The organism is Streptomyces sp. NPDC058246 (assembly GCF_042881985.1).
GTDB lineage: Bacteria > Actinomycetota > Actinomycetes > Streptomycetales > Streptomycetaceae > Streptomyces.
On record NZ_JBHVWZ010000001.1, the window covers coordinates 407,697 to 429,990 of the forward strand.

The following is a 22,294-nucleotide window of genomic DNA, read 5'->3' on the forward strand; positions in this document are numbered from 1 at the left end:
CGAGCGAAAGAGACGGCATGCTCCGCATTCACTTCACCTCGCACGATCTGCAGAACATTCGTATTGCCCGGCAACCGGACCCGCTGTGGGAACTGATCTGCGGCGTCCGCCGGTTGGAGACCGGCCAGGGACCGCTCGACTTCGGGCCATGGAGGCGCGCGGCCAAGGAGCGGCTCTCCAAGGACCCGGTCGCGGTCCGCGCGCTGAGCCCGCTGCGGGCCCTGATCCCCGCGGCCGGCTACATCCCGGACTTCCTCACGCCGCCCGTGACGGGCGGCGGCCTGCCGGCCGGCCTCGACCAGGTGCGGCGCACCCCTCGCGCTCGGCTGGTCCACGAGCTGACGCGGCTGGCAGAGTCGCGCCCGCTGCCGAACTGGACGACCTCGCTGGGCAGGCCCGGCAGCGACGCGCTCACGTCGCTGGCGGCCGCCCTGGGAATCTCCTTCCGCGCCCTCGTCGAACCACACTGGCCGCACATCCGCACGGCGGTCGGCAACGATGTCGACCTGCGTTCCCGTGCCCTCCTCGACGGTGGCACCCGGGCGCTGCTCGACGGACTGCGCCCGCTGGCCCGCTGGAAGGCGCCCGTGCTCGAAGTGGACTACCCCACCGAGCGCGACCTGTATCTGGAGGGGCGCGGCCTGCTCCTCGTCCCGTCCTTCTTCTGCTGGCGGCGGCCGACCGCGCTGGCGGACCCAGGCCTCGACCCGGTGCTCGTCTACCCGGTGGAGAAGGCGCCCCTCGCCTTCGCGCGCGGCACGGACGACGGGGTCGAACGCCTGCTGGGCCGTACCAGGACCGCGGTACTGACCGAGGTGGCGGGCCGCGAGGCGCGCACCACCTCCGAGGTGGCCGAGGCGGTGGGGATCGCGCTGCCCAGCGTCAGCTACCAGATCGGTGTGCTGCGCGACGGGGGACTGGTGGCCAGCCATCGTGACGGCAGGTACGTCCTGCATACGGCGACCCCGCTGGGCCTGCGGCTGCTGAGCACGGGCAGCTTCTCCGGGGCCAGGTGAGCCTCAGGTGAGCCCGCACCCCCGGCACGAGGCCTTGTCGTCACCTTCCCGCCTGCCTCCGCGACGCCACGCTCGCACTCTCGCCGCACCGGGCCAGGACCCACGCACGTGATCCGCCGGACAGGGCCCAGCCCGGGCGTGGCATGATCGGGGTCATGCCTGAACGCGTTGTGGCCGCCTGTGACGGGGCCTCGAAGGGAAACCCGGGACCCGCCGGATGGGCCTGGGTCGTCGCCGACGGGGACGAGACCCCCACCCGCTGGGAGGCCGGCCCGCTGGGCACGGCGACCAACAACGTCGCCGAACTGACCGCGCTGGAACGCCTGTTGACGGCGATCGCGCCGGAGGTGCCGCTGGAGATCCGGATGGACTCCCAGTACGCGATGAAGGCCGTCACGACCTGGCTGCCGGGCTGGAAGCGCAAGGGCTGGAAGACGGCCGCCGGGAAGCCCGTCGCCAACCAGGAACTGGTCGTCCGTATCGACGAACTCCTCACCGGCCGGACCGTGGAGTTCCGCTACGTCCCCGCCCACCAGGTCGACGGCGACCGCCTCAACGACTTCGCCGACCGCGCCGCGAGCCAGGCGGCCATCGTCCAGCAGCCCGCGGGCAGCGACCTCGGGTCCCCGGAGCCGCCGGCGTCTCCCGACACCCCGGCGCCGGCCCGCCGCCGCGCCCCCGCCAAGACCGCCGCGCGCCAGAGCACGTCGAGTCGCACGATCAAGGCGAAGTTCTCCGGCCGCTGCGTCTGCGGCCGCGTGTACGCCGCGGGCGAGCCCATCGCCAAGAACGGCCAGGGCTGGGGGCACCCCGACTGCCGGACCGTCGAGACGAGCAACGCGTAACCGCCCCGCTCGTCAGGAGCCCTCTGCCGGAGACGCACTGACGGCCAGGTCCGCACGCAGCTTCGCGACGAGCTGAGCGGCGAGGGCGGAGGGGAAGTCCTCTGCCGCCCACCGCTCGACGAGGCCAAGGAACCCGGCCAGCGTGCTCCGCACCGAGCCGAGCAGCCTGGGCAGTTCGCTCAGGGGCAGCTCGATCGGCGGGCCTGCCGGGCGTTCCGCGTCCGGCCACAGCCGGACGAGCCCTCCGCGGTGTTCGACACCCGGCGTCGGATCGTGGCCGAGCCAGGGTGTTTCGCCGTCCAGCAGATGCAGCCAGTCCCGCCAGTTCTCGAGACCGAAGCAGCACCCCGGCGCCACGGTGACTCCCGTAGCGGCGTCGCGCAGCCGCAGACCGCCCGGGGCGGTGACGGACTCGACCGACACCAGGCGGCGCAGCAACGCGGCGTCCTCCTCGGGGCCGGGGTCATGGCGTTCGTGTGTCGTGTTGTAGCCGGACAGCACCGCCATCGCGGTACCGACCTCGAGCGGCGACAGGTCGCCGGAGAGGACGAGCAAGCGGTCCGCGGGCCGGCCCGCGGTGGGCCACAGGGCGAAGTCGGCGGCTTCGTAGGTCTCCAGTACGGCGTCCATGATCAGCACGCCCTCATCCTGCCGACCGGCGCGGACATGCGCCGCTCCTTTTGCTCAGGCTCCGGGGCTCCTGGCGTGCGGAACCTGGGGGGCCTGCGCAAAAAGGTCGTGATCAGGCGGTGTCGAACGTGTAGTACGCGGTGTGGTCCAGCAGATCCGCGGGCCGCACGTTGTTCCACGGCTTCATCGTGTCGTTGAGGTCGACGACGTCGGGGGTGCCGGCGAGCGGCAGATAGCCGGAGCCGGGGTGGCGGCGCTGCCAGTCGGCCCACAGCTTGTCTATGTAGGCGTGGTGGAGCCAGAAGACCGGGTCGTTGGGGGAGACGCCGGTGGCCATCTGGCCGCCCACCCAGACGTGGACCCGGTTGTGCAGATTGACACCCCGCCAGCCTTCCAGGTGATTGCGGAAGCCGTCCGAGGAACTGTTCCAGGGCGCCATGTCGTACGTCGTCATGGCGAGCACGGACTCCACCTCGGCGGGGGTCGGCAGCTCGCGGGTGCCGCTGCCGAGGGACCGGCGCAGGTAAGTACGGCTGTCCACACGCACATTGACCGGCCAGTTGCCCGACGAGGCCGCGAACGGGCCGTCCATCACCCGGCCGTCCAGGCTGCGCCCGGTGCCGCCGAGGAAGTCGGGCGCCCACAGCGACGAACGCGTGGTGCGGTCGGTGCTCCAGTCCCAGTACGGCAGGGCGACGGAGGAGTCGACGCTCTGCAGTGCCTGCTCGAACTCGAGGAGGAATCTGCGGTGCCAGGGCAGGAACGACGGTGAACGGTGGCCCGTCCGCTCGCCGTTGTCCGTGTCACCCATGATGAAGGCGTTGTGCGTCGTGACGAAGGCGTCGTACCGGCCACTGCGCTTGAGCTGCACGAGTGCGTCGACGAAACGCCGCTTCTCGTCGGCGGTCAGGCTCGCCTGGTTCTTGCGTACGGTCATGTGCGGGACTCCACGATCTGCTTGCGGGGTTGGTCAGTTGGCGTCGAAGGGGACAAGTGGGGCCCCCTGCAGCTCCACGACCGCGGCGCGGGCGGCGGCGCGCGGGGTGGGTACGGGGTCGTAGTGGCTGACGACGCTGATCCAGCTGCTGTCGGCGTTCTGCATCACGTGCAGTTCCACGCCGTCGATGAACACGGCGTATCCGGCGCCGTGGTGGTGACCGCCCCCTGTCATGGGGCGGCCCTCTATGCGGCGGCCCCGGTAGACCTCGTCGAAGGCTGCCGGGCCGCCGTGGTGGTGCTCGGCGGCCGACAGCCCGGGCGCGGGCGACACCCTCGGTACGGCGGACACGGCGGTTGCCGTGACGGCCTGGGCACCGGCCGCGGCGGTCAGCGCGGCCGCGGCCCCGAGGGCGCGGCGACGAGTGAGTTCCGGCATGCGGAGACCTCCAGTGATCAGCTCTGTTGACGACCCGGTATGCCTATCGGGTCATCAAAGAGCGGGAGAAATCGCCGAATGTCGGTTGGCTGCGATCAGGACAATCAAGTACATGTCGTGCAAGGTTGAACGAAGATGATCTTTCCGTGCGAGGTCCCCGCGGGCCGTTGGAAGGGGAAATTCCTCCTGCTGGACGGCCTGCCGCCGATGATCTTGCCGGGGCGGCCCGTGGGGAGTGGCGCGGCTCACGTCCGCGATATGACGTGAACTCCGCAGGTGACAGCTCCTGCTACTCTTCGTCACCAATCAACCGCTTTGTGCAACAAAGGGGAGTGCGCGTGAAGATCGCGTGCGTCGGCGGCGGGCCCGCGAACCTGTACTTCTCGATCCTGATGAAGCGCCAGGACCCGTCCCACGACATCGCCGTCTACGAGCGGAATCCGGCCGGATCCACCTACGGCTGGGGAGTGACGTACTGGGCGGGCCTGCTCGACGAACTCCGCGAGGGCGACCCCGAGTCCGCGCTCGCCGTCGGCGAGAACTCGGTCCGCTGGAGCGACGGAGTCGCCCACGTGGGCGACCGAACGACGGTGCACCACGGCGACGAGGGATTCGGCATCGGCCGCCGCCGCATGCTCGACCTGCTCGCCGAGCGCGCCGCGTCGCTCGGTGTACGCGTCGAGTTCGAGCACGGGATCACCGCCGACCGGCTGCCCGACGCCGACCTCGTGGTCGCCGGCGACGGGGTCAACAGCGCGCTGCGCGAGCGCCATGCCACCCACTTCGGGAGCGAGATCACGCTGGGCCGCAACATCTACATCTGGCTCGGTACGACGAAGGTCTTCGACGCCTTCACCTTCTCCTTCGTGGAGACGGACCACGGCTGGATCTGGTGTTACGCCTACGGGTTCAGCGAGGACCACAGCACCTGTGTCGTCGAATGCTCCCCGGAGACCTGGACCGGCCTCGGACTCGACCGGGCGAACGAGGCCGACGGGCTGGCCCTGCTGGAGAAGCTCTTCGCCGACCTGCTGGACGGGCACGGGCTGATCGGCCGGGCGCAGGCCGACGGCAGTGCCCAGTGGCTCAATTTCCGCACCCTGACCAACCGGACCTGGCACCGCGGCAACCTCGTCCTGATCGGCGACGCCGCCCACACCACCCACTACTCGATCGGCGCGGGCACCACGCTCGCGCTCGAGGACGCCCTCTCCCTGGCCGGATCGCTGCGCGCGCACCAGGAGCTCGAATCCGCTCTCACCCACTACGAGCGGGACCGAAAGGCCGCGCTCCTGTCGGTCCAGAGCGCCGCCCGGCACAGCGCCCAGTGGTACGAGAACCTCCCGCGCTACATCCGGCTCCCACCGGCGCAGATGTTCGCCCTGCTCGGACAGCGGCACTCGCCGCTGCTCCCGTACATCCCGCCGCAGCTGTACTACCGGATCGACCGCGCGGCCGGACAGCTGGAGCCGCTGCGCCGGTTCAAGCGGTGGCTGGGGCCGCGCCTTGCGCGCACGGTACAGGCCCGTTCCAGCCGCTAGTCGCTCACGAGGAGCGGATGACACGTTGGGGTGAATTGCGATTCACCGGTATGGTGAATCATCATTCACCTAATTTTTTCGTGCCGACTCCTGGAGTGTCCATCGTGGGCTTGCGTGACCGACTGACGATCCCTGTCCTGGCGTTCGGCGGGATCCTCATGGCGGTCATGCAGACCGTGGTGGTGCCCCTGCTGCCCGACCTGCCGCGACTCACCGGGGCCTCGGCGGGCGCCGTCTCCTGGATGGTGACGGCGACGCTGCTCTCGGGAGCGGTGCTCACGCCCGTGCTCGGCCGGGCCGGTGACATGTACGGCAAGCGGCGCGTGCTGCTGATGGCCCTGGCGATGATGACGGTCGGCTCGCTCATGTGCGCGCTCACCTCCGACATCCGCGTGCTCATCGTGGCGCGCGCCCTGCAGGGCGCGGCGGCCGCCGTCGTACCGCTGTCGATCAGCATCCTGCGGGACGAACTGCCGCCGGAGCGCACGGGTTCGGCCGTGGCGCTGATGAGCTCCACCGTCGGCATCGGTGCCGCTCTGGGGCTGCCGCTCGCCGCGCTGATCGTCCAGTACGCCAACTGGCACGTCATGTTCTGGGCGACCACGGCCCTCGGCGCCGCCGGACTCGCGCTGGCCTGGTGGGCGGTGCGCGAGTCGCCCGTCCGCGAGCCGGGCCGCTTCGACACCGTGGGCGCGCTGGGCCTGGCCGCGGGTCTGGTCTGTCTGTTGCTCGGAGTGTCGCAGGGCGGTCAGTGGGGCTGGGGCAGCCCCCGGATCCTGGGCCTGTTCGCGGCGTGCGTGGTCATCATGGCCCTGTGGTGGGTGCAGCAGCGGCGCGCCGAACGCCCGCTGGTCGACCTGAAGTTGGCCGCCCGCCCGCGGGTCGCCCTGCCGCACCTCGCCGCGCTGCTGACCGGCTTCGCCTTCTATGGCAACTCGCTGGTGACGGCACAACTCGTGCAGGCCCCCAAGGAGACCGGGTACGGGCTCGGGCTGTCCATCGTCGCGACCGGCCTGTGCCTGCTGCCCGGCGGTGTGACCATGCTGCTGTTCTCGCCCGTCTCGGCGCGCATATCGGCGGCCCGCGGCCCCCGCGTCACGCTGGCCCTCGGCACGGCGGTCATCGCCTTCGGCTATGGCATACGCATCCTGGACAGCCGCCACCTGTGGCTGATCATTCTGGGTGCCACGGTCTGCGCGACGGGCACCACCCTGGCCTACTCCGCCCTGCCCACGCTGATCCTGCGCGCCGTACCCGCCGGGCAGACCGCGTCCGCCAACGGCGTCAACGTCCTGATGCGCACCATCGGGCAGGCCGTGTGCAGCGCCGCGGTCGCCGCCGTGCTGGTCCACCACACGAGCCTCCTCGGCGGCGCCGCGGTGCCCACGTTGCACGGCTATCTGCTGGCCTTCGTCATGGCGGGTACGGTCGCACTGGTGGCCTGCGCGGCCGCCCTCGCGATACCCACCGACCCCGGCGCACGCGAAACCGGGCGCGCCCGCGGCCGTACGGAAGCGCCCCGCGACGAGGCCCTCGAAGGAGCATGAACAGCGTGACCACCCCGCACCCCGGTCTCACGGCCCCCGCCGCCGCACCGCCCCGCCGCGACGCCGAGGCGACGAAGGCGGCCATCCTGCGCGCCGCCCGCCACCTCCTGGCCCGGCACGCCCACGCGGACATCACGCTCAAGGCGGTCGCCGACCGCGCCGGGGTGAGCGCGCCGCTGATCCTGAAGTACTTCGGCAACAAGGACGCGCTGTTCGCGCGGGTCATGTCCTTCGAGTCCGACGCCGAGGCCCTGCTGGACGCGCCGCTGGAGGACCTCGGCCGTCACATGGTGCGCCATCTGCTCGTCGGGCAGACCGAGCGCGGCGCCGACCCCGTCCTGCGGATCGTCTTCGCGCCGCTCCAGGGCGAACAGGGCGACATACTGCGCGCCAACTTCCGCACTCAGGTCAGCGACCGGCTCGCCGAACGCCTTGACGGACCCGACGCGGGCCTGCGCGCCGAACTCGCCGTCAGCACCCTGCTCGGCCTCGGCGTCATGTACGGCATCGCCCGCGGCACCCATCTGCGCGCCACCACGGTCGACGACATCGTCGACCGGTACGCCCCGTCGGTACAGAACCAGCTCACGCCGTGACAGCCCTGGGGCAGGCCTTGGTGCAGGCCGGCCGGGGCAGGGCCTGCACCACGGGACTCAGTTCACCCCTTGCGGCCGGAACTGGATGCTGATCCGGGGGCCCGCCGCCCGCGCCGACTTCGGGATGGCGTGCTCCCAGGTGCGCTGGCAGGAGCCGCCCATCACGATCAGGTCGCCGTGGCCGAGCGGCCGCCGCACGGTGTCCCCGCCACCGCGGGGCCGCAGCAGCAGATCGCGGGGGGCGCCCACGGACAGGATCGCGACCATGGTGTTCTCGCGTGCGCCCCGGCCGATCCTGTCCCCGTGCCAGGCCACACTGTCCCGGCCGTCCCGGTAGTAGCAGAGCCCGGCCGTCGTGAACGGTTCGCCGAGTTCGGTGGCGTAGTGCGCGGACAGCGCGTCCCGGGCCTCGTCGAGGACCGGGTGCGGCAGCGGGTCGTCCGCGCGGTAGTAGGCGAGCAGCCGCGGTACGTCCACCACGTGCTCGTACATCTGCCGTCGCTCCGCCCGCCACGGCACCTCGGCGGCGAGCCGCGCGAAGAGCGCGTCGGCCCCGCCGAGCCAGCCGGGCAGCAGGTCGATCCAGGCCCCGGCGCCCAGCACGGTGCGGCGCGTCCCGTGCAGCGGACTGAGGCGGAGCTCGTCGGTCTGGTCGAAGAGCGACCCCTGGAGGTGCATGGACATGCGACCAGCGTACTCCGGTAATCGAATACGTGTTCCATGCACCTCGTGGGTGACGTCTCACCCGGCGAGAGGGCCGGCAACTGACAGGTCGGCACTACCAGGGGAGAGGCCCGGCCGCGTCGAAGTAGCCTCCGGTGGGTCCGTCCTGGCCGATCCGCGCCATGCGGACGATGATCTCGGCGCCCTCCTCGACGGTCTGGGTGCCCGTACGGCCGTTGAGGTCGGTGGCGGTGTAGCCCGGCTCGACGGCGTTGATCCGCATGTCCGGGAACGCCTTCGCGTACTGCGCGGTGATCATGTTGACGGTGGCCTTCGACGCCGGATACGCGACGCCGGGGTAGGCGTAGGCCGGGCTCGCGGGGTCGGTGACGCGGGCCATCGAGGCCAGACCGCTGCTCACGTTCACCACGACCGGGGCGGCGGACCGCTGGAGCAGCGGCAGGAACGCGTGGGTGACGCGCACCACGCCGAAGACGTTCGTCTCGAACACCTCCCGCATCATGTCGGCGGTCACCTCGCCGGCGCCGACGACGGTATTGCCTTCCCCGCGCGCTTCGATGCCGGCGTTGTTGATCAGTACGTCCAGGCCGCCGTCGGCCTCGACGGTCTTCGCCGCGGCGGCGACGGAGGCGTCGTCGGTGACATCGAGGACGACCAGCCGCGCCCCCAGCTGTTCGGCGGCGCGCCGCCCGCGCCCGGGGTCGCGGCTGCCCACGTAGACGGTGTGGCCCGCCTCGACGAGTCGGCGGGCGGTCTCGAAGCCGAGACCCTTGTTCGCTCCGGTGATCAGTGTCGTAGTCATGTCTCCAGTCTCCGGACCCAAGGTACGGTCGGCCAGGAGTCGCGTCTTCCTGGGACTGCCGGTACCAGGCATGTCCACGCGCGGCGGTGCACAGTGGGGGGTATGGCGAGCACGGAGTTCGGGCGGACGGTACGGCGTTGGCGCGACCGGGTCCCCCCTGAGGCGGCCGGGCTGCCGGCGGGCGGTCACCGGCGTGCGGCCGGTCTGCGCCGCGAGGAGCTGGCGTTGCTGGCGGGGGTCTCGGTCGACTACATCACGCGCCTCGAACAGGGCCGGGCGTCCCATCCCTCGGAGCAGGTCGTGGAGGCGCTGGGCCGTGCGCTGCGGCTGTCCGGGGCCGAGCGCGAACATCTCTTCCACGTCGCCGGGCTCGTGCCGCCCGGACGGGACATGGTGCCCGCCCACATCACTCCCAGCGTGCACCGGCTGCTGGACCGGCTGACCGGGACGCCCGTCGCCGTCTATGACGCGGCGTGGACGCTCCTGTTGGCCAACCCGCTCTACGCGGCGCTGCTGGGCGATCCCTCGGGATGGCGCGGGAACGAGCGCAACGGCGTGTGGCGCAACTTCGTCGGCCCCGACAGCCGGGTCCGCCAGTCGCCGGAGGTCCGGCGTGAGTTCGAGGCCGCCCTGGTCGCCGATCTGCGGGCGACCGCGAGCCGGTATCCGGCGGACCAGCGGCTGCGCGGCCTGATCGCCGAACTGCGCGCGCGCAGTGTTCGGTTCGCCGAACTGTGGGACTCCGGAGCCGTGGGCCGCCACGAGGCGTCGCACAAGACCGTCGAGCACCCGCAACTGGGCCCGGTGACCCTCGACTGCGATGTGCTGAGCGTCTCCGGGAGTGACCTGCGCATCATGATCTACACGGCAGAGCCCGACACGGAGGACGCCGAACGCATCGCCCTCCTCGGCGTGCTCGGCACCCAGGCACTGGTGGAGTCCTGACAGGTCCTGTCCGGCGGATCAGGTCGGAGGACGGCTCCGGTGCCTGTCGACGCAGGCGTGCCGAGCCCCGCGTCTGCGGCATGATCCGCGGGACAGGCCCTGGTCGACTTCGCCCAGGACCTCGCGGATCACATACGCGGCGTTGGCCGCGATCACGGGGTTCGTCGTGCGGTAGTAGGGGAGTTGCGTCAGAGCCATGGACAGGGCCCAGCCGCGGCCGCGTGCCCACATCGCGTCGTCGGCGCCGGCGGCCTGCCGGAAGGCGGGCCGCGCCTCGGCCGGGAGGAGGTTCCAGGCCGCGACGAGGTCGCAGGCGGGGTCACCGATGCCGACGGTGGCGAAGTCGAGGACGGCCGCGAGGCCGCCCTGGCGGACGAGGAGATTCATCGGCATCAGGTCGGAGTGCAGCCACACGGGCGGGCCGGTCCAGCGCGGCGCCGCCAGCGCCGCCTCCCAGGCCGCCGTGGCCGCCGGTGTGTCGATGGTGCCGTCGAGTTCGGCGATCGCGGAACGCGTCACGGTGTCCACGGTCACCAGGGGCGCGCCCCGGTAGGCGGGTGGTCCGCCGGGCAGGTCGACCTGCCGCATCGCGGCGACGAACGCGCCGAGTCCGACGGCCATTCCACCCGCGTCGGCGAGGGCACCGGCCACGGGGAGTTCGCCGTCGAGCCAGCGCAGCACGGCCCAGGGCCACGGATACCCCTCCGCGGGCGCGCCGAGGGCGATGACCTCGGGTACGGGGAGCGGCAGCAGCGGAGCGAGCCTCGGCAGCCACGCGCACTCCTTCTCCACGTCGCCGGCGCCCTCAGGGATGCGGGGGAGGCGTACGGCCATGTCGTCGCCGAGGCGGTAGACGGCGTTGACGGTTCCGGCCGACTCGACGCGCTTCAGGGGCAGTTCGGCCCACTCCGGGAACTGGGCAGCCAGTAGCCGACGTACGAGTGAGTCGTCGATCCGCGCCTCGTGGGCGTGCATCGGGCCTGGGGTCATCAACGCCTGCTTCCGATGGAGGGAGGTCGATGTCGGCCATCCTGCGGCGTGTTCGGCGATCCGTGCATCGGGTTTTCGGCTTCCTGAGGGCATCAGGCAACCTCGCGGGCACAGCCTTCGTCTTGATCGGCAACGGGCGGATGGCGCGACGACCTTCATGAGTCAGGGATTCCCAGGTGGAAATCCCCTGCACTATACGCTCCGCGTATACATGCCATGTATACGCGGAGCGTATAGCAGAGTCGCCGCATGTCGCCGCCCCACATGACCAGCACCACCGGCCGGCGCGCGGACGCCGTCGGCCCGTGGCAGACGGAAAGGCATTCATGTACGGCAAGGCCTTCGCCCCCGAGTACCAGGGCGCATTGACCACCCTGTCCGTGAACTCCTCGCTGACCGACGTCCTCGCGGCCGGCACCGAGCAGCTGCACGCCGCCGAGCGCGCGGGGGCGCGGGCCGAGGCGGCCCGATCGGGTCTCGCGGTCGCCGAGGCGCACCGCCGGCTGGGCCAGGTCGCGGACGCCGACCGGGCGTGGAAGGCGAGCTATCGCACGGCCCGCGACGCCGGGGACACCGGGGCGATGGCGTGGGCGCTGTGGAGCGGCGGGACGCTGGCACGGCAGCGCGGCGCCTTCCCGCTGGCGTGGCGGCTGCTGCGGCTGGCGGCCGAACTCGGCGGGCAGGCCGGGGATGTCGTCGTCCGCGGCTACTCCCTGGCAGGGATGGCGGAGACCGGCCGCATCCAGGGCGACTACGCGGCCGTGACCACACTGCACGAACAGCTCCTGGCCGAGGCCCGCAAACGCGGCGAGGCCCGCCACACCGTCTGGGCCCTGGAGGGCATCGCGCAGATACACCGCAACACCGGCGCCTACGACACCGCGTACGCCATGTTCGAGGAGGCGGCCGGGATCGCCGCGCGCGCCGAGGACCGGCGCGGGCACGCCTGGGCCCTGCGCGGCCTGGCGGACATCGTCTCGGTACGCGATGGGGACGTGGACCGCGCGCTGGAGCTGCTGAGCGAGGCGGAGGTGTCCTGCCGTGCGATGAAGTTGTCCGGCGCGCTCGCCTACAACCACAAGATGCGCGGCAACGTCCTCTACCGGGCCGGGCGTTACGAGCAGGCCTGCGGCGTCTACACGCAGGCGCTGGCGGAGTTCGAGGCGATGAGCGAGCCGCGCGGCCGGGCCCTGTCCCGGCTCGGCCTCGTCAAATCCCTGGCACGCCTGGGCCGCGACCGCGCCGAGACCGCCGCCGACCTGGCCGAACTGGCACAGGTGCTGGAGGGCATCGGGCTGCGGCACGCCCGGCAGATGGTCGAGCGGGCGCGGGCGGAGCTCGGCCTCGCGCCGGAGCCCGGCCCGGCCGAGGCCACGGACGCGGGAGCCGCGCGATGACCCCTCTCTCCACGGCCCTGCAGTCGCCGCCCGCAGCCCCGGAGATCCTGCGCCGCTGCCGTGAACTGGTCGCCCCGGCCCTCGTGGAGGCGGTCGGCGGGCTGCACCCCTGGGTGGCGGAGATGGCCGGATACGCGCTCGGTCACTGCGAGATGGGCGGTGCCCCCGCGGTCCGCAGCCAGGGCAAGGGCGTACGGCAGGCGCTGGCCGTGCTGGGCGCGGAGGCGGCCGGCGGTCCTGCCGAGGCGGGTGTACCGGGCGCCGTCGCGGTGGAACTCGTGCACACCTTCTCGCTGCTCCACGACGACATCATGGACGGCGACGCGCTGCGCCGCGGCCGCCCCGCGGTGTGGAAGGCGTACGGCACCGGCCCCGCCGTCCTCGCGGGCGACGCGCTGTTCGCACTGGCCGTGGAGACCCTGACGGCGCCCGCGACTCCGCACGCGGCCGCGGCCGTACGGCATCTGAGCGCGGCCCTGCGCGACCTGGTCCGCGGGCAGGCGGACGACCTGCTGTTCGCCGACCGTCCCTGGAGGGGGCCCGAGTCGGTGCGGGTGGGGGAGTACGCGTCGATGGCCGAGTGCAAGACGGGTGCCCTGCTCGGCTGTGCGCTCGCCCTGGGCGCACAACTCGCCGGAGCGCCGCGGGAGACCGTGACCGCCCTGGACCGTGCCGGGCGCCATCTCGGGGTGGCCTTCCAGATCGCCGACGACCTTCTGGGCATCTGGGGCGACCCGGCCGTCACGGGCAAACCGGTCCACGGCGACCTGCGCCAGGGGAAGAAGACGCTCCCGGTCCTCCTCGCGCTGACCGCGTCCGGTGGCTCCGCACTCGCCGAACTCCTCGGCTCGCCGGCGGCCCTGGACGACACCGCCGTACGGCGCGCGGCGACCCTGGTCGAGCGGGCGGGCGGTCGTGCGGCGGCACTGCGTGAGGCCCGTCGTCAGCTCGCCGCGGCGGACGGGCTCATGGCGAGCGCGTCGCTCGCCCCGCGTCCCGCCGAGGAGCTGCGCGCGCTGCTCTCCTCCCTCGCGCACCGCACGATCTGACGCCTCGACGCCTCGAACCGCCTCCGCACCTCCATGCCTCCGGTCCGTCCGCTCCGGGCCGGAGGTGTTGCGACATGGGTCACATACGCGTGTCAACGGGCCCCACCAGGCAACCGCCTCATTCCCCCTCACATCTGTCCGGTCGACGCACAGTCGACGCACAGCTGGTCACCCGTTGATCACCGAGAAGTGAACATTCGTAAAGAGATCGCCCGGAAAGCAATAAAAGGGATCTTTCTTCTTTACATGTACATGGTGAATCGGTGAGGGTGTCGCCTCGGGGCCCGAAAGCCCCCACGGCGCCCAACAGCGCTGTGCCTCACGGCGGTTGGCGATCCCGGCCGCCTCTGTACAAAGGAACTCAGTGCGTAGACCCCACATACGCCGTGTGGCGATCGCCGTCGCGGTGACGACGGCCGCCACGCTCCCGGCGGGCCCCGCCCTCGCGGCCGCGCCCGACTCGCCCGCTCGCACCGCGACTTCGGCCTCCTCGCCGGTGGACGCGGCCCGGGCGGCGGCGTTCGCCCACGCGTCGGCCACCGGTGTCACCCAGGGCGACACCCTTCAGGCCAAGGACGTCATGACGGACCCGGACGGCAAGCAGCACGTCCGCTTCGTCCGCACCCACCAGGGCATGCCGGTCCTCGGCGGCGACCTGGTCGTGCACCTCAGCAAGCAGTCCGCCTACCTCGGCGTGACCCGGGCCGCCGACCATGTGGTCAAGCCCGCCACCACGGCGGCGAAGCTGACGCCCCAGCAGGCCGAGCAGAAGGCCGCCGCGGCGGCCAAGGGTGACGCGGGCAACGCCGCACTCGTCGTGGACGCCCGCGACGGCGCGGCCGCGCTCGCCTACCAGGTGCGCGTGACCGACAGCGACACCGCGGAGGTCGGCTCCCGGACCGTCGTCGTGGACGCCCAGACCGGCAGGATCCGCAGCAACACCCCCGACAACGACGAGTTCATCTCGCCGTCGCTGGAGGAGACGCTGCGCGAGCGGGGCGAGCAGGCCAGCCCCGAGACGGGCGCGTCGACCGGGCTGTCCGGCCTCGTCGGCACGACGGGAGCCGGCCACTACCCGGCGACCGCCACCGGCAGCGGTGCCTCTCTCTTCGCCGGCAAGGTGGCGCTGACCACCACGCAGACGGCGCGCACCAGCTTCCTCCTCAAGGACCCCACTCGGTGGAACACCGAGACCCGGGACGCCAAGGGGCAGGAGCTGGAAGCCTTCTCGCGCGGCAAGACGTTCACCGACGGCGACAACAAGTGGGGCACCGGCACCACGTCCAGCCGGACCACCGCCGCCGTCGACGCCCAGTACGGGATCACCAAGACGCTGGACTTCTACAAGAAGACCTTCGGCCGCAAGGGCATCAAGAACAACAGCGCCGGTGCCCGTGCGATGGTCCACTTCGGCAACAAGGTCGGCAACGCCTTCTGGGACTCGGTGTGCGGCTGCATGCTGTACGGCGACGGGGACGGCGACCTGTTCAAGAAGCCGCTGGTCGTCCTGGACGTCACCGGTCACGAGCTGACCCACGGAGTCGTCGACGCCACCGCCGCCCTGGAGCCCACCCGGGTGGACGCGGACGGCAACCAGTACGGCGAGCCCGGCTCCCTCAACGAGTCGCTGGCCGACATCTTCGGGTCGAACGTCGAGTTCGCCGCCAACAACCCGAAGAACCCGCCGAACTACCTCATGGGCGAGAAGCTGGGCCTGGCGCAGAAGTTCCTGCGCCGCCTCGACCATCCCTCCCTCGACAAGCTCGAGGGCACGGTCGACTACTGGGCGCCCGAGGTCTACGACACCGAGGTCCACGCGGGCTCCGGCGTCTCCTCGCACGCGTACTACCTGCTCGCGGAGGGCAGCGGCCGGAAGACGATCGGCGGCGTGCAGTACGACTCGCCGACGTACGACGGTTCGCGGGTGACCGGCATCGGTCGCACCAAGGCCACCGCCATCTTCTACCGGGCGCTCACCCGCTACATGGTCTCCACGACCGACTTCCACGACGCGCGGAAGGCCACCCTCAAGGCCGCCGCCGACATGTACGGGGCCAACAGCACCGAGTACAAGGCGGTCGGCAAGGCCTGGTCCGCCGTCAACGTGACCGCCGCCAACACTCCGGCCGCGGGGCACTGACGGACGACATGTCCCGGCGCTGACGGATGACGACGTCCTTCCTCCGGCGCCGACGGATGACGAAAGGGGTGCCCCGCCGCACGGCGGGGCACCCCTTTTCGACCTGGTCTCAGTGCTGCTGCGCCTTCTGCGGCGTCACCTCACTAGGACGCACGACGACGTAACCCTCGCCCTCCAGCTTCAACTGCACGGCCTCCCCGGAGCCGCCGCGGATCATCGAGCCGATCGACTGCGAGCGGTGCAGCGACGTGTGCAGATGGGCGGTCCAGCCGACGACCGCGTCCGTGTCGACGTACACCGGCTGCTGCGACGACACGGGGATCACCAGCGGGTTGCCCTCGCAGATCAGTCCCAGGCTGCCGTGGCCGGTGAAGACGCTGTTGAAGAGGCCGCCGCCGGTGATGCCCGCGCCCTTCACGGTCTTTATCTCGTACGACAACGTGGCGTCGAAACACAGGACGTTGCGCCCGTTGACGGTGAACACGTCGCCCGGCTCGATGCCGACGATGAAACAGTTCTGCGCCTCGTGTGCGAACCAGGCCTCGCCCTGGCCGCGGACGGTCATCAGCGGCAGCCCCTCACCGGTGACCGCCCGCTTGAGCATGCCGCCGACGCCCTGGCCCTTGCGCTCGAACTGGAGATTGCCCCGGTAGGCGACCATCGCGCCCTGCCGCGCGAGCATCTCGCCGTTGACGGCGTACTTGATGGACTTGGCGTTCTGGATGGTCATGCCCGGCGCGACGGCGGGCTGCACCATGTGGTCACTGGAAAAGAGATCACCCTTCATGCGGGCATCCTGTCGCGGAGGATCTCGTTCCGCCAAGATCGCGGACGTCCTTGATGCATGGGCGGCGCTCTTGTGACATGCGGCGACGGTCTCGTGACATGCGAAAGGGCCGGTCCGGGTGAAGCGGACCGGCCCTCACGGGAGTTGTCAGGCGGCGGTGGCGGTGCCGGCGTGGCTGTGCAGGCGGCTGACGACCTCGGTCAGCTGGCCGGCGACCTCGGCGTCGTCGACGGGGTGGGTCTCGGCGAAGCGGGTCAGGGAGCCGGGGATGGAGAGCTTGACGTCCTCCAGGACGGTGCCGCCGGCGATGCCCACGGCCTTGCGGGCCTCGTCCTGCGCCCAGACGCCGCCGAACTGGCCGAACGCGGTGCCGACGACGGCGACCGGCTTGCCGCTGAAGGCGCCGGCACCGTACGGGCGGGACAGCCAGTCGATGGCGTTCTTCAGCACGGCCGGGATCGTGCCGTTGTACTCCGGCGAGAAGAGCAGGAAGGCGTCGGCCTGGCCGGCGGCCTCACGCAGCCGGACGGCGGCGGCGGGGACGCTGCCCTCGACGTCGATGTCCTCGTTGTAGAACGGGACCTCGGCCAGACCTTCGAAGAGATCGACCTCGGCTCCCTCCGGAGCGAGCTTGACGGCCGCCTCGGCGAGCTGGCGGTTGTGGGAGCCGGCACGAAGGCTGCCGACGAGCGAGAGGATACGTACGGACATGGTGAACTCCCGAAAGCTGAAACATTGCCGCAATAAACCGGACCGAGGTCCGTTTAAAGTTCTAGCACTGAAGCGGACCGCAGTCCAGTTGTCCTGGCGAGCCGTTACGCTGGCTTCATGTCCACCCCACTCCCGCCCTTCCCGAAGCGACCGGAACCCGCCGACGAACCCATGCTGATGGAACTCACCTCGCCCGGTGACGTCCCGCAGCTGCGCGCCGACGCCGCACGCAACCGCGCGCGGCTGCTGGAGGCCGCCGCGCGCCTGGTCGAGGAGCACGGGGTGGGCAAGCTGACGATGGAGGCCGTCGCCGTCGCCGCGTCGGTGGGCAAGGGGACGGTCTTCCGGCGCTTCGGTGACCGGACCGGTCTGTTGATGGCGCTCCTCGACCACACCGAGCAGCGCTTCCAGGCCGCCTTCATGACCGGTCCGCCTCCACTGGGCCCGGGGGCGTCACCCGTGGAGCGCCTGCACGCCTTCGGCTGTCGGTCCCTGCGCGAGGCGTCCGAGCAGCTCGACCTGTATCTCGCGGCCGAGCCCGACCCCTCCCGCCGCTTCAACTCCGCCCCGTACCGCGTCCGCTTCATGCACCTCTGCGTGCTGCTCCGCCAGGCCGACCCGGCCGCCGACGCCGAACTCGTCGCCCAGACGCTGATGGGATACCTGGACCCGGCCCTCATCCACCACCTGACCCGACAGCGGGGAATGTCCCTGGAGCGCCTCGAGTCCGGCTGGCACGATCTGGTGGACCGGACCGTCCGGCCGCCATCCGGGCAGGGAGGGTGACCTCGGGCGAACTGCCCTGAGGGCGCGCCGGTAGGGCAGGGCACCGGATCGCTCGATCTGCGCGGCGGCGCCCCGGAATGCGGATCCGGGCGTCGACGTTGCCATAGGGATGAGCGACCCACCCCGAGATACCGGTCTCTCCTCGGACGAGTTCCGCACCGTCCGTGAGCGGCTCGCGGCCGACCGTGCCGGTACGAGCGCGCGGATCGCGGCGCTGAACCGCGAGTACGACGGAATCGTCGAGGCGAATGCCCTGGTCGCGATCGATGACGAGCACGACCCGGAGGGATCGAGCACCGCGTTCGAGCGGGCTCATGTCGCCTCCCTGCTGGCCCAGGCGCGCGACCATCTGGACGATCTCGATCAAGCGCTGGAACGCCTTGAGCTCGGTGAGTACGGGCGGTGCGCGGCCTGCGGCGAGCCGATCCCGGCGGAACGCCTGGAGGTGCGCCCGGCGGCGAACACCTGTGTGCGCTGTGCCGCGCTCGGCCCCCGTCGGCGGGGACGGCCGTGAGTCCCGGCCACCCCTCCGGCACGGCCCGTCGGGCGGTCCGCGGCCCCGGATCCGGCCCTGCGTACACCGCGTGACCGGCTGCGGGAAGCCCTGGCGCCGCCTCGGCAGCCGGGCGGACAATGCGGACATGGGGCACCACCTCGAGGACGTGAGCGCACCCGCGCGGCTGGCCGGGCTGGGCGAGGGCATCAGCCAGGAGGAACTGGCTCTCGCCGCCCGGAATCACGGGATGCCGCTGGAGGCCCTGCGGTACGACGTCACGCCGCCGGGGCTGCATTACGTGCTCACGCACTACGACATCCCGTACGCGGACGAAGGCTCGTGGCGCCTCGCCGTCCGGGGCCGGGTGCGGCGGACGCTGCTGCTCGGGACGGACGAGCTGAAGGCGTACCCCACCCTCACGCAGCGGGTGACCATGGAGTGCGCGGGCAACGGGCGGGCCTTGTTGACGCCCCGGCCGGTGAGCCAGCCGTGGCTGGTCGAGGCGGTCGGCACCGCCGAGTGGACCGGCGTACCGCTGCGGCTGCTGCTCGCCGAGGCCGGTGTCGAAACCGGCGCGGTGGACGTGGTCTTCACCGGTGCCGACCACGGGGTCGAGCGTGGGGTCGAACAGGACTACCAGCGGGCGCTCCCCCTGGAAGTGGCCACGGGAATCGAGCCCGAAGTGCTCGTCGCCCACCAGATGAACGGCGCCCCGCTGCCGCCGCAGCACGGCAGTCCGCTGCGGCTGGTGGTACCCGGCTGGTACGGCATGGCGCATGTGAAGTGGCTCCGCGACATCACCGTGACCGAGACCCCGTTCACGGGCTTCCAGCAGGCGGTGGCCTACCGGCTCCGGCAGGACGCCGGGGACGCGGGCGAACCGGTCACCCGGATCGCGCCGCGCGCCCTGCTCGTTCCGCCCGGATTCCCCGACTTCATGTCCAGGGCACGGGTGGTGCGGCCGGGACCCGTACCGCTGGAGGGGCGGGCCTGGTCCGGCCGCGCCCCGGTCACCGGCGTGCAGGTGAGCACCGACGGAGGACGCTCCTGGTCCGAGGCGGAACTCGGTCCGCGGGACGCCGACCGCTGGGCCTGGCGCCGGTGGCGTGCCACCTGGACGGCCACACCCGGCAGCCATGTGCTCAGCGCACGGGCCACCGACGCCCAGGGGGCACACCCAGCCGCTGGACCCGCCGTGGAATCGCGGCGGCTTCGCCAACAACCTCGTCCAGCGGGTCCCCGTCCTGTGTCTGCCCCAGGCCCGCGCGTTACCTCAGGCGTAGGGGTTGAAGGGGATTCCGGACGGCATGGAGTAGGCGAGGTTGTCGTTGAAGGAGCCGTCCTTGATCTTGATCGTGGCCTCGCCGAAATTGGCGTTCATGAGCTTGTCGCGGTAGCCGGCCGGATAGCCCTCCCAGCCGACGAGGCGCGGGTAGAACCAGCCGCCGGTGGCGTTCTCCGGCGGCTCGTCGTTGGTGTTCGCGAAGCGGAAGTCGTGCGTCGAGACGCCGTCCTTGTGGTAGACGATCTTCGGGTGGGTCCCGTCGAAGCGCACCGCGGAACTGGCCGCCACTTGATAGGAGCTGTGCTGCGAGACCGAGACGTACTGGACCTGGTTGTTACTGATCCACACGATGACGTGTTCCCAGTCATGGGTGTGCCCGATGGCCGCCGGTCCCAGCGTGGCCTGGTCCTTCTCGAAGTAGCTGGCGTACATGACCGCGCACCAGCCGTTGTTGCACTTCTCGCGCGAGTAGGTGTTGGCGTTGTTCAGCTGGGCCGGGTCGTGGCAGTGACCGTTCACGTCGCCGCCCAGGGAGAGCCCTGAATTGATGGTGCCGTCGGCGCCGATGGCGGCGGTCGTGTAGCAGCCGTCCCCGTCGTAGTCGTAGGCGGGGGAGAAGGTCTGCTCCAGCCCGTCGGCGTTCTGCGGCAGCGCCTGGAGGACGTTGGCCTGCGCGGCGGTCGGGAGTGCCAGGACCAGGGCCGCGGCACCGAGGACGCTCGCGAGCGTGGACCGGCGCAGTCTGCCGCCCGGACGCTTGGGGAGGGGGGCTGTTCTGGAGGGGCTCATTCTGGATGACGGCGTGCTGCGCATTCCAACTCCTCAGCCTTGAAGGCCGTATGGGGGGACAGTCGTCGTGGCACTGAACTGTTCGTGGCCGCCGGCCGCACACATGAGCTGAGGCAGGCGCTCACCGAAGTGACATCAGCAAGCAACCCTCAGGGACTTGGCGGAGAACTCGGCGAAATGTTCGGCAGGGAAGCGGGCCAGGAACTGCGTGCCAGGAACTCCGCTTCGGGGACTGCGCGTTCGTCGACCGGGCGCGGCTCGTTCAGTCCCTTGAACGGCGGATTCCGTTTACGGGCCGATTCAACTGGCAGCAGCGAGGCCAGTCAAGGGTCTAGACCAGATGCGTGGATGGTCGGGTGTGGTGCGAACTGTGCCTTTCGGGCCAGGTGTCGGCCTGGGGTTCCAACTCCATTGGTGCGCAAGCCACTTGGAGGTACTCCCCACGACGAAGGGCATCCCGTGACGGCTGTCCACGCCGTGACGGCTGTCCACGCCGAGGCGGCCGGGCTTCCTGCTCGCCCGGCCGCCGCTTGGTCCCCCCGTCAGCTGAACGGATCCAGCGTCACATAAGCCTGTTGCGGATTGCCGTCGTGGACGAGCGACTCATAGTTGCCGACGTCGTCGAAGGCGAACGCGTAGGCCTTTCCGTCGGCCATCTGCGCGTGGATCTTGCGGGCGTACTGGTTGGTCACCGTGTCCTGGTAGAAGTTCGCCGAGCTCGTGTCCGGCTGGTTGGGATTGACCAGGAGCGTGGAGCGGTTGAAGCCCGCGCACAGGGTCCGGGAAATGGGGCCGCGCACCAGGTCGTTGGGCGCGTCGAGCCGCTTGTAGCAGCCGAAGATGCTGTCGGAGTCCGGCTTCTGGAAGCTGGTGACCACCGCACCGGCGCTGTTGGTGAAGTTCATGACGCCACCGGAGACCCGGCCGTAGTACTTCGTGTTCGGCTGATCGGCGAACGGCGTCACCGTCAGCGTCGACGAACTGTACTTCTGCCACACGCGGTTGACGTAGTCGTCCATCACGGTGCTCGGCAGCGCGCCCGCCTCGATGCCGTGGCCGGGGGCGAGGGCCCGCAGGACGGTGCCGTCGGACCGGGTCTGGATCAGATTGGCCCAGCCGCCGGGCTGGCCCCGAAGGGCGTTGAAGAAGCCGTTGTAGCCGCCCGCCTTGAGGTGGCCGGTGTTCTTCGTGCTGCCGTCGGCCAGCTGGACCCCGACGGCGTACGGCGCCGAGAACATGTCGACCTGTGTGCTGTTGATCCACAGTCCGGAGTCATTGAGTGTGTACTCGGACCAGTTGAAGAGGATGTTGCGGTTGGGGTCGCTCGGATTCTGCACGGCCGGCTGCACCAGGCCGCCGGTCGTCAGCCGGAAGTCGAGCTTCTGCCCGTACGAGAAATAGATGCGGCCGGAGAACTTGGGGAGCCGGATCGTCTTCGACTGCCCGTTGGCCGGTCCCGCGATCGAGGCGTCGGGCGCGGGAGTCGGGGGATTGCCGCCGGCGGGCCAGGCGTGGAACGTGCCGTTCGCGTCGGCCCAGCCCTGCTGGCCCGTCGACAGCAGTGTGCCGAGGTCATAGATGTAGACCGGGTCGCTGCGGCCGGAGTTGTTCGTGAACTTCAGCGGGATGGTCGCCGGGACGGCGGCTTCCGCCCGGGATGGCGCCCCGAACGTCAACAGCGCCGCGGTGACGGTGGCCGCCGCCACCGCCCATGCCCGCCATCTGATCCTTCTGGGCATTCTCTTCCTCCGTCCGGTAGTGCTCCGAGAGCGGCCTGAGAGCGCTCTCAGAATTCCGCCGGGTGGCGTACATGTCAACGATATGAACGAGGTTGGTCCGGTCCAAGTGCCGTTGTCTCCAGCCGGGCCCGCACAGGGCGGCGA

21 protein-coding genes and 1 pseudogene are annotated in these 22,294 nt (G+C 71.0%); 12 read left to right on the forward strand and 10 right to left on the reverse strand.

Annotated elements, in window-relative coordinates; genetic code table 11:
• Positions 1 to 17: 17 nt before the first annotated feature.
• Positions 18 to 1,016 carry an ArsR/SmtB family transcription factor gene (locus ACFVXA_RS01805; RefSeq protein WP_390023445.1) on the forward strand — a complete coding sequence of 333 codons (999 nt, stop codon included), beginning with the start codon at positions 18 to 20 and terminating at the stop codon, positions 1,014 to 1,016.
• 143 nt (positions 1,017 to 1,159) lie between these two features.
• Positions 1,160 to 1,861, forward strand: coding sequence for a ribonuclease H (locus ACFVXA_RS01810; protein ID WP_390023447.1), 702 nt, complete (start codon positions 1,160 to 1,162; stop codon positions 1,859 to 1,861).
• 12 nt (positions 1,862 to 1,873) lie between these two features.
• Here ACFVXA_RS01810 and ACFVXA_RS01815 read toward each other — a convergent pair whose 3' ends face one another.
• The 3 genes from ACFVXA_RS01815 to ACFVXA_RS01825 form a co-directional block, all read right to left on the reverse strand.
• The gene (locus ACFVXA_RS01815) at positions 1,874 to 2,491 is read right to left on the reverse strand and encodes a hypothetical protein (RefSeq protein ID WP_390023535.1); all 618 of its coding nucleotides are present in this window, start codon (positions 2,489 to 2,491) and stop codon (positions 1,874 to 1,876) included.
• A gap of 112 nt (positions 2,492 to 2,603) precedes the next feature.
• Positions 2,604 to 3,428: a tyrosinase family protein gene (locus ACFVXA_RS01820; RefSeq protein WP_383903372.1), complete on the reverse strand. Its 825-nt coding sequence runs from the start codon at positions 3,426 to 3,428 to the stop codon at positions 2,604 to 2,606.
• Between the two features lie 33 nt (positions 3,429 to 3,461).
• On the reverse strand, positions 3,462 to 3,866 hold the full coding sequence (locus ACFVXA_RS01825; RefSeq protein ID WP_362019622.1) for a tyrosinase cofactor: 405 nt from the start codon (positions 3,864 to 3,866) through the stop codon (positions 3,462 to 3,464).
• A gap of 338 nt (positions 3,867 to 4,204) precedes the next feature.
• On the opposite strand from ACFVXA_RS01825, the gene ACFVXA_RS01830 reads away from it, so the two are divergent.
• From ACFVXA_RS01830 to ACFVXA_RS01840, 3 genes are read left to right on the forward strand one after another with little or no spacing between them, the layout of a single operon-like run.
• The gene (locus ACFVXA_RS01830; protein WP_383903374.1) at positions 4,205 to 5,407 is read left to right on the forward strand and encodes an FAD-dependent monooxygenase; all 1,203 of its coding nucleotides are present in this window, start codon (positions 4,205 to 4,207) and stop codon (positions 5,405 to 5,407) included.
• A 50-nt stretch (positions 5,408 to 5,457) separates the two neighbouring features.
• A complete protein-coding gene (locus tag ACFVXA_RS01835; RefSeq protein WP_362019816.1) occupies positions 5,458 to 6,954 on the forward strand; it encodes an MFS transporter in 1,497 nt (498 codons plus the stop codon).
• Positions 6,951 to 7,550 carry a TetR family transcriptional regulator gene (locus ACFVXA_RS01840; protein WP_362019627.1) on the forward strand — a complete coding sequence of 200 codons (600 nt, stop codon included), beginning with the start codon at positions 6,951 to 6,953 and terminating at the stop codon, positions 7,548 to 7,550. The genes ACFVXA_RS01835 and ACFVXA_RS01840 overlap by 4 nt, the downstream gene beginning before the upstream one ends.
• A gap of 57 nt (positions 7,551 to 7,607) precedes the next feature.
• Here ACFVXA_RS01840 and ACFVXA_RS01845 read toward each other — a convergent pair whose 3' ends face one another.
• Both ACFVXA_RS01845 and ACFVXA_RS01850 read right to left on the reverse strand, forming a co-directional pair.
• Positions 7,608 to 8,234, reverse strand: coding sequence for an alpha-ketoglutarate-dependent dioxygenase AlkB (locus tag ACFVXA_RS01845; protein ID WP_362019630.1), 627 nt, complete (start codon positions 8,232 to 8,234; stop codon positions 7,608 to 7,610).
• A gap of 94 nt (positions 8,235 to 8,328) precedes the next feature.
• On the reverse strand, positions 8,329 to 9,036 hold the full coding sequence (locus tag ACFVXA_RS01850; RefSeq protein WP_362019632.1) for an SDR family NAD(P)-dependent oxidoreductase: 708 nt from the start codon (positions 9,034 to 9,036) through the stop codon (positions 8,329 to 8,331).
• 102 nt (positions 9,037 to 9,138) lie between these two features.
• Here ACFVXA_RS01850 and ACFVXA_RS01855 point away from each other — a divergent pair, with 102 nt between their 5' ends.
• Positions 9,139 to 9,981: a helix-turn-helix transcriptional regulator gene (locus tag ACFVXA_RS01855; protein ID WP_383903382.1), complete on the forward strand. Its 843-nt coding sequence runs from the start codon at positions 9,139 to 9,141 to the stop codon at positions 9,979 to 9,981.
• Positions 9,982 to 9,999: 18 nt separating this feature from the next.
• Here ACFVXA_RS01855 and ACFVXA_RS01860 read toward each other — a convergent pair whose 3' ends face one another.
• Positions 10,000 to 10,971 (reverse strand): aminoglycoside phosphotransferase family protein, encoded by a 972-nt coding sequence (locus tag ACFVXA_RS01860; protein ID WP_383903385.1) that lies wholly within the window; start codon positions 10,969 to 10,971, stop codon positions 10,000 to 10,002.
• Positions 10,972 to 11,297: 326 nt separating this feature from the next.
• Between ACFVXA_RS01860 and ACFVXA_RS01865 the strand changes: the two genes are divergently transcribed.
• The 3 genes from ACFVXA_RS01865 (at position 11,298) to ACFVXA_RS01875 (ending at position 15,557) form a co-directional block, all read left to right on the forward strand.
• Positions 11,298 to 12,368 (forward strand): tetratricopeptide repeat protein, encoded by a 1,071-nt coding sequence (locus tag ACFVXA_RS01865; protein ID WP_390023537.1) that lies wholly within the window; start codon positions 11,298 to 11,300, stop codon positions 12,366 to 12,368.
• Positions 12,365 to 13,417 (forward strand): polyprenyl synthetase family protein, encoded by a 1,053-nt coding sequence (locus ACFVXA_RS01870; protein ID WP_390023449.1) that lies wholly within the window; start codon positions 12,365 to 12,367, stop codon positions 13,415 to 13,417. Before ACFVXA_RS01865 ends, ACFVXA_RS01870 begins: the two co-directional genes overlap by 4 nt.
• A gap of 364 nt (positions 13,418 to 13,781) precedes the next feature.
• The gene (locus tag ACFVXA_RS01875) at positions 13,782 to 15,557 is read left to right on the forward strand and encodes a M4 family metallopeptidase (protein WP_390023451.1); all 1,776 of its coding nucleotides are present in this window, start codon (positions 13,782 to 13,784) and stop codon (positions 15,555 to 15,557) included.
• Positions 15,558 to 15,666: 109 nt separating this feature from the next.
• Here the strand turns inward: ACFVXA_RS01875 and ACFVXA_RS01880 are convergent, their stop codons facing one another.
• Together ACFVXA_RS01880 and ACFVXA_RS01885 are read right to left on the reverse strand one after the other, a co-directional pair.
• Positions 15,667 to 16,344: an AIM24 family protein gene (locus ACFVXA_RS01880; protein ID WP_362019645.1), complete on the reverse strand. Its 678-nt coding sequence runs from the start codon at positions 16,342 to 16,344 to the stop codon at positions 15,667 to 15,669.
• Positions 16,345 to 16,491: 147 nt separating this feature from the next.
• Entirely contained in the window at positions 16,492 to 17,055 is a 564-nt protein-coding gene (locus ACFVXA_RS01885; RefSeq protein ID WP_362019648.1) for an NAD(P)H-dependent oxidoreductase, read from the reverse strand.
• A gap of 117 nt (positions 17,056 to 17,172) precedes the next feature.
• On the opposite strand from ACFVXA_RS01885, the gene ACFVXA_RS01890 reads away from it, so the two are divergent.
• From ACFVXA_RS01890 to ACFVXA_RS01900, 3 genes and pseudogenes are all read left to right on the forward strand, one after another.
• Positions 17,173 to 17,841, forward strand: a complete 669-nt coding sequence (locus ACFVXA_RS01890) for a TetR/AcrR family transcriptional regulator (RefSeq protein WP_383903391.1) — start codon at positions 17,173 to 17,175, stop codon at positions 17,839 to 17,841.
• 109 nt (positions 17,842 to 17,950) lie between these two features.
• Complete coding sequence (locus tag ACFVXA_RS01895; RefSeq protein ID WP_383903394.1) at positions 17,951 to 18,355, forward strand: TraR/DksA family transcriptional regulator; 405 nt, start codon at positions 17,951 to 17,953, stop codon at positions 18,353 to 18,355.
• A gap of 127 nt (positions 18,356 to 18,482) precedes the next feature.
• Positions 18,483 to 19,620, forward strand: a pseudogene (locus tag ACFVXA_RS01900) (sulfite oxidase).
• On the opposite strand, the gene ACFVXA_RS01905 reads toward ACFVXA_RS01900, so the two are convergent.
• Both ACFVXA_RS01905 and ACFVXA_RS01910 read right to left on the reverse strand, forming a co-directional pair.
• Positions 19,611 to 20,411 carry an NPP1 family protein gene (locus ACFVXA_RS01905; protein WP_390023453.1) on the reverse strand — a complete coding sequence of 267 codons (801 nt, stop codon included), beginning with the start codon at positions 20,409 to 20,411 and terminating at the stop codon, positions 19,611 to 19,613. The pseudogene ACFVXA_RS01900 and the gene ACFVXA_RS01905 overlap by 10 nt on opposite strands.
• A gap of 542 nt (positions 20,412 to 20,953) precedes the next feature.
• Positions 20,954 to 22,150 carry a glycoside hydrolase family 64 protein gene (locus ACFVXA_RS01910; protein WP_383903403.1) on the reverse strand — a complete coding sequence of 399 codons (1,197 nt, stop codon included), beginning with the start codon at positions 22,148 to 22,150 and terminating at the stop codon, positions 20,954 to 20,956.
• Positions 22,151 to 22,294: the final 144 nt, after the last annotated feature.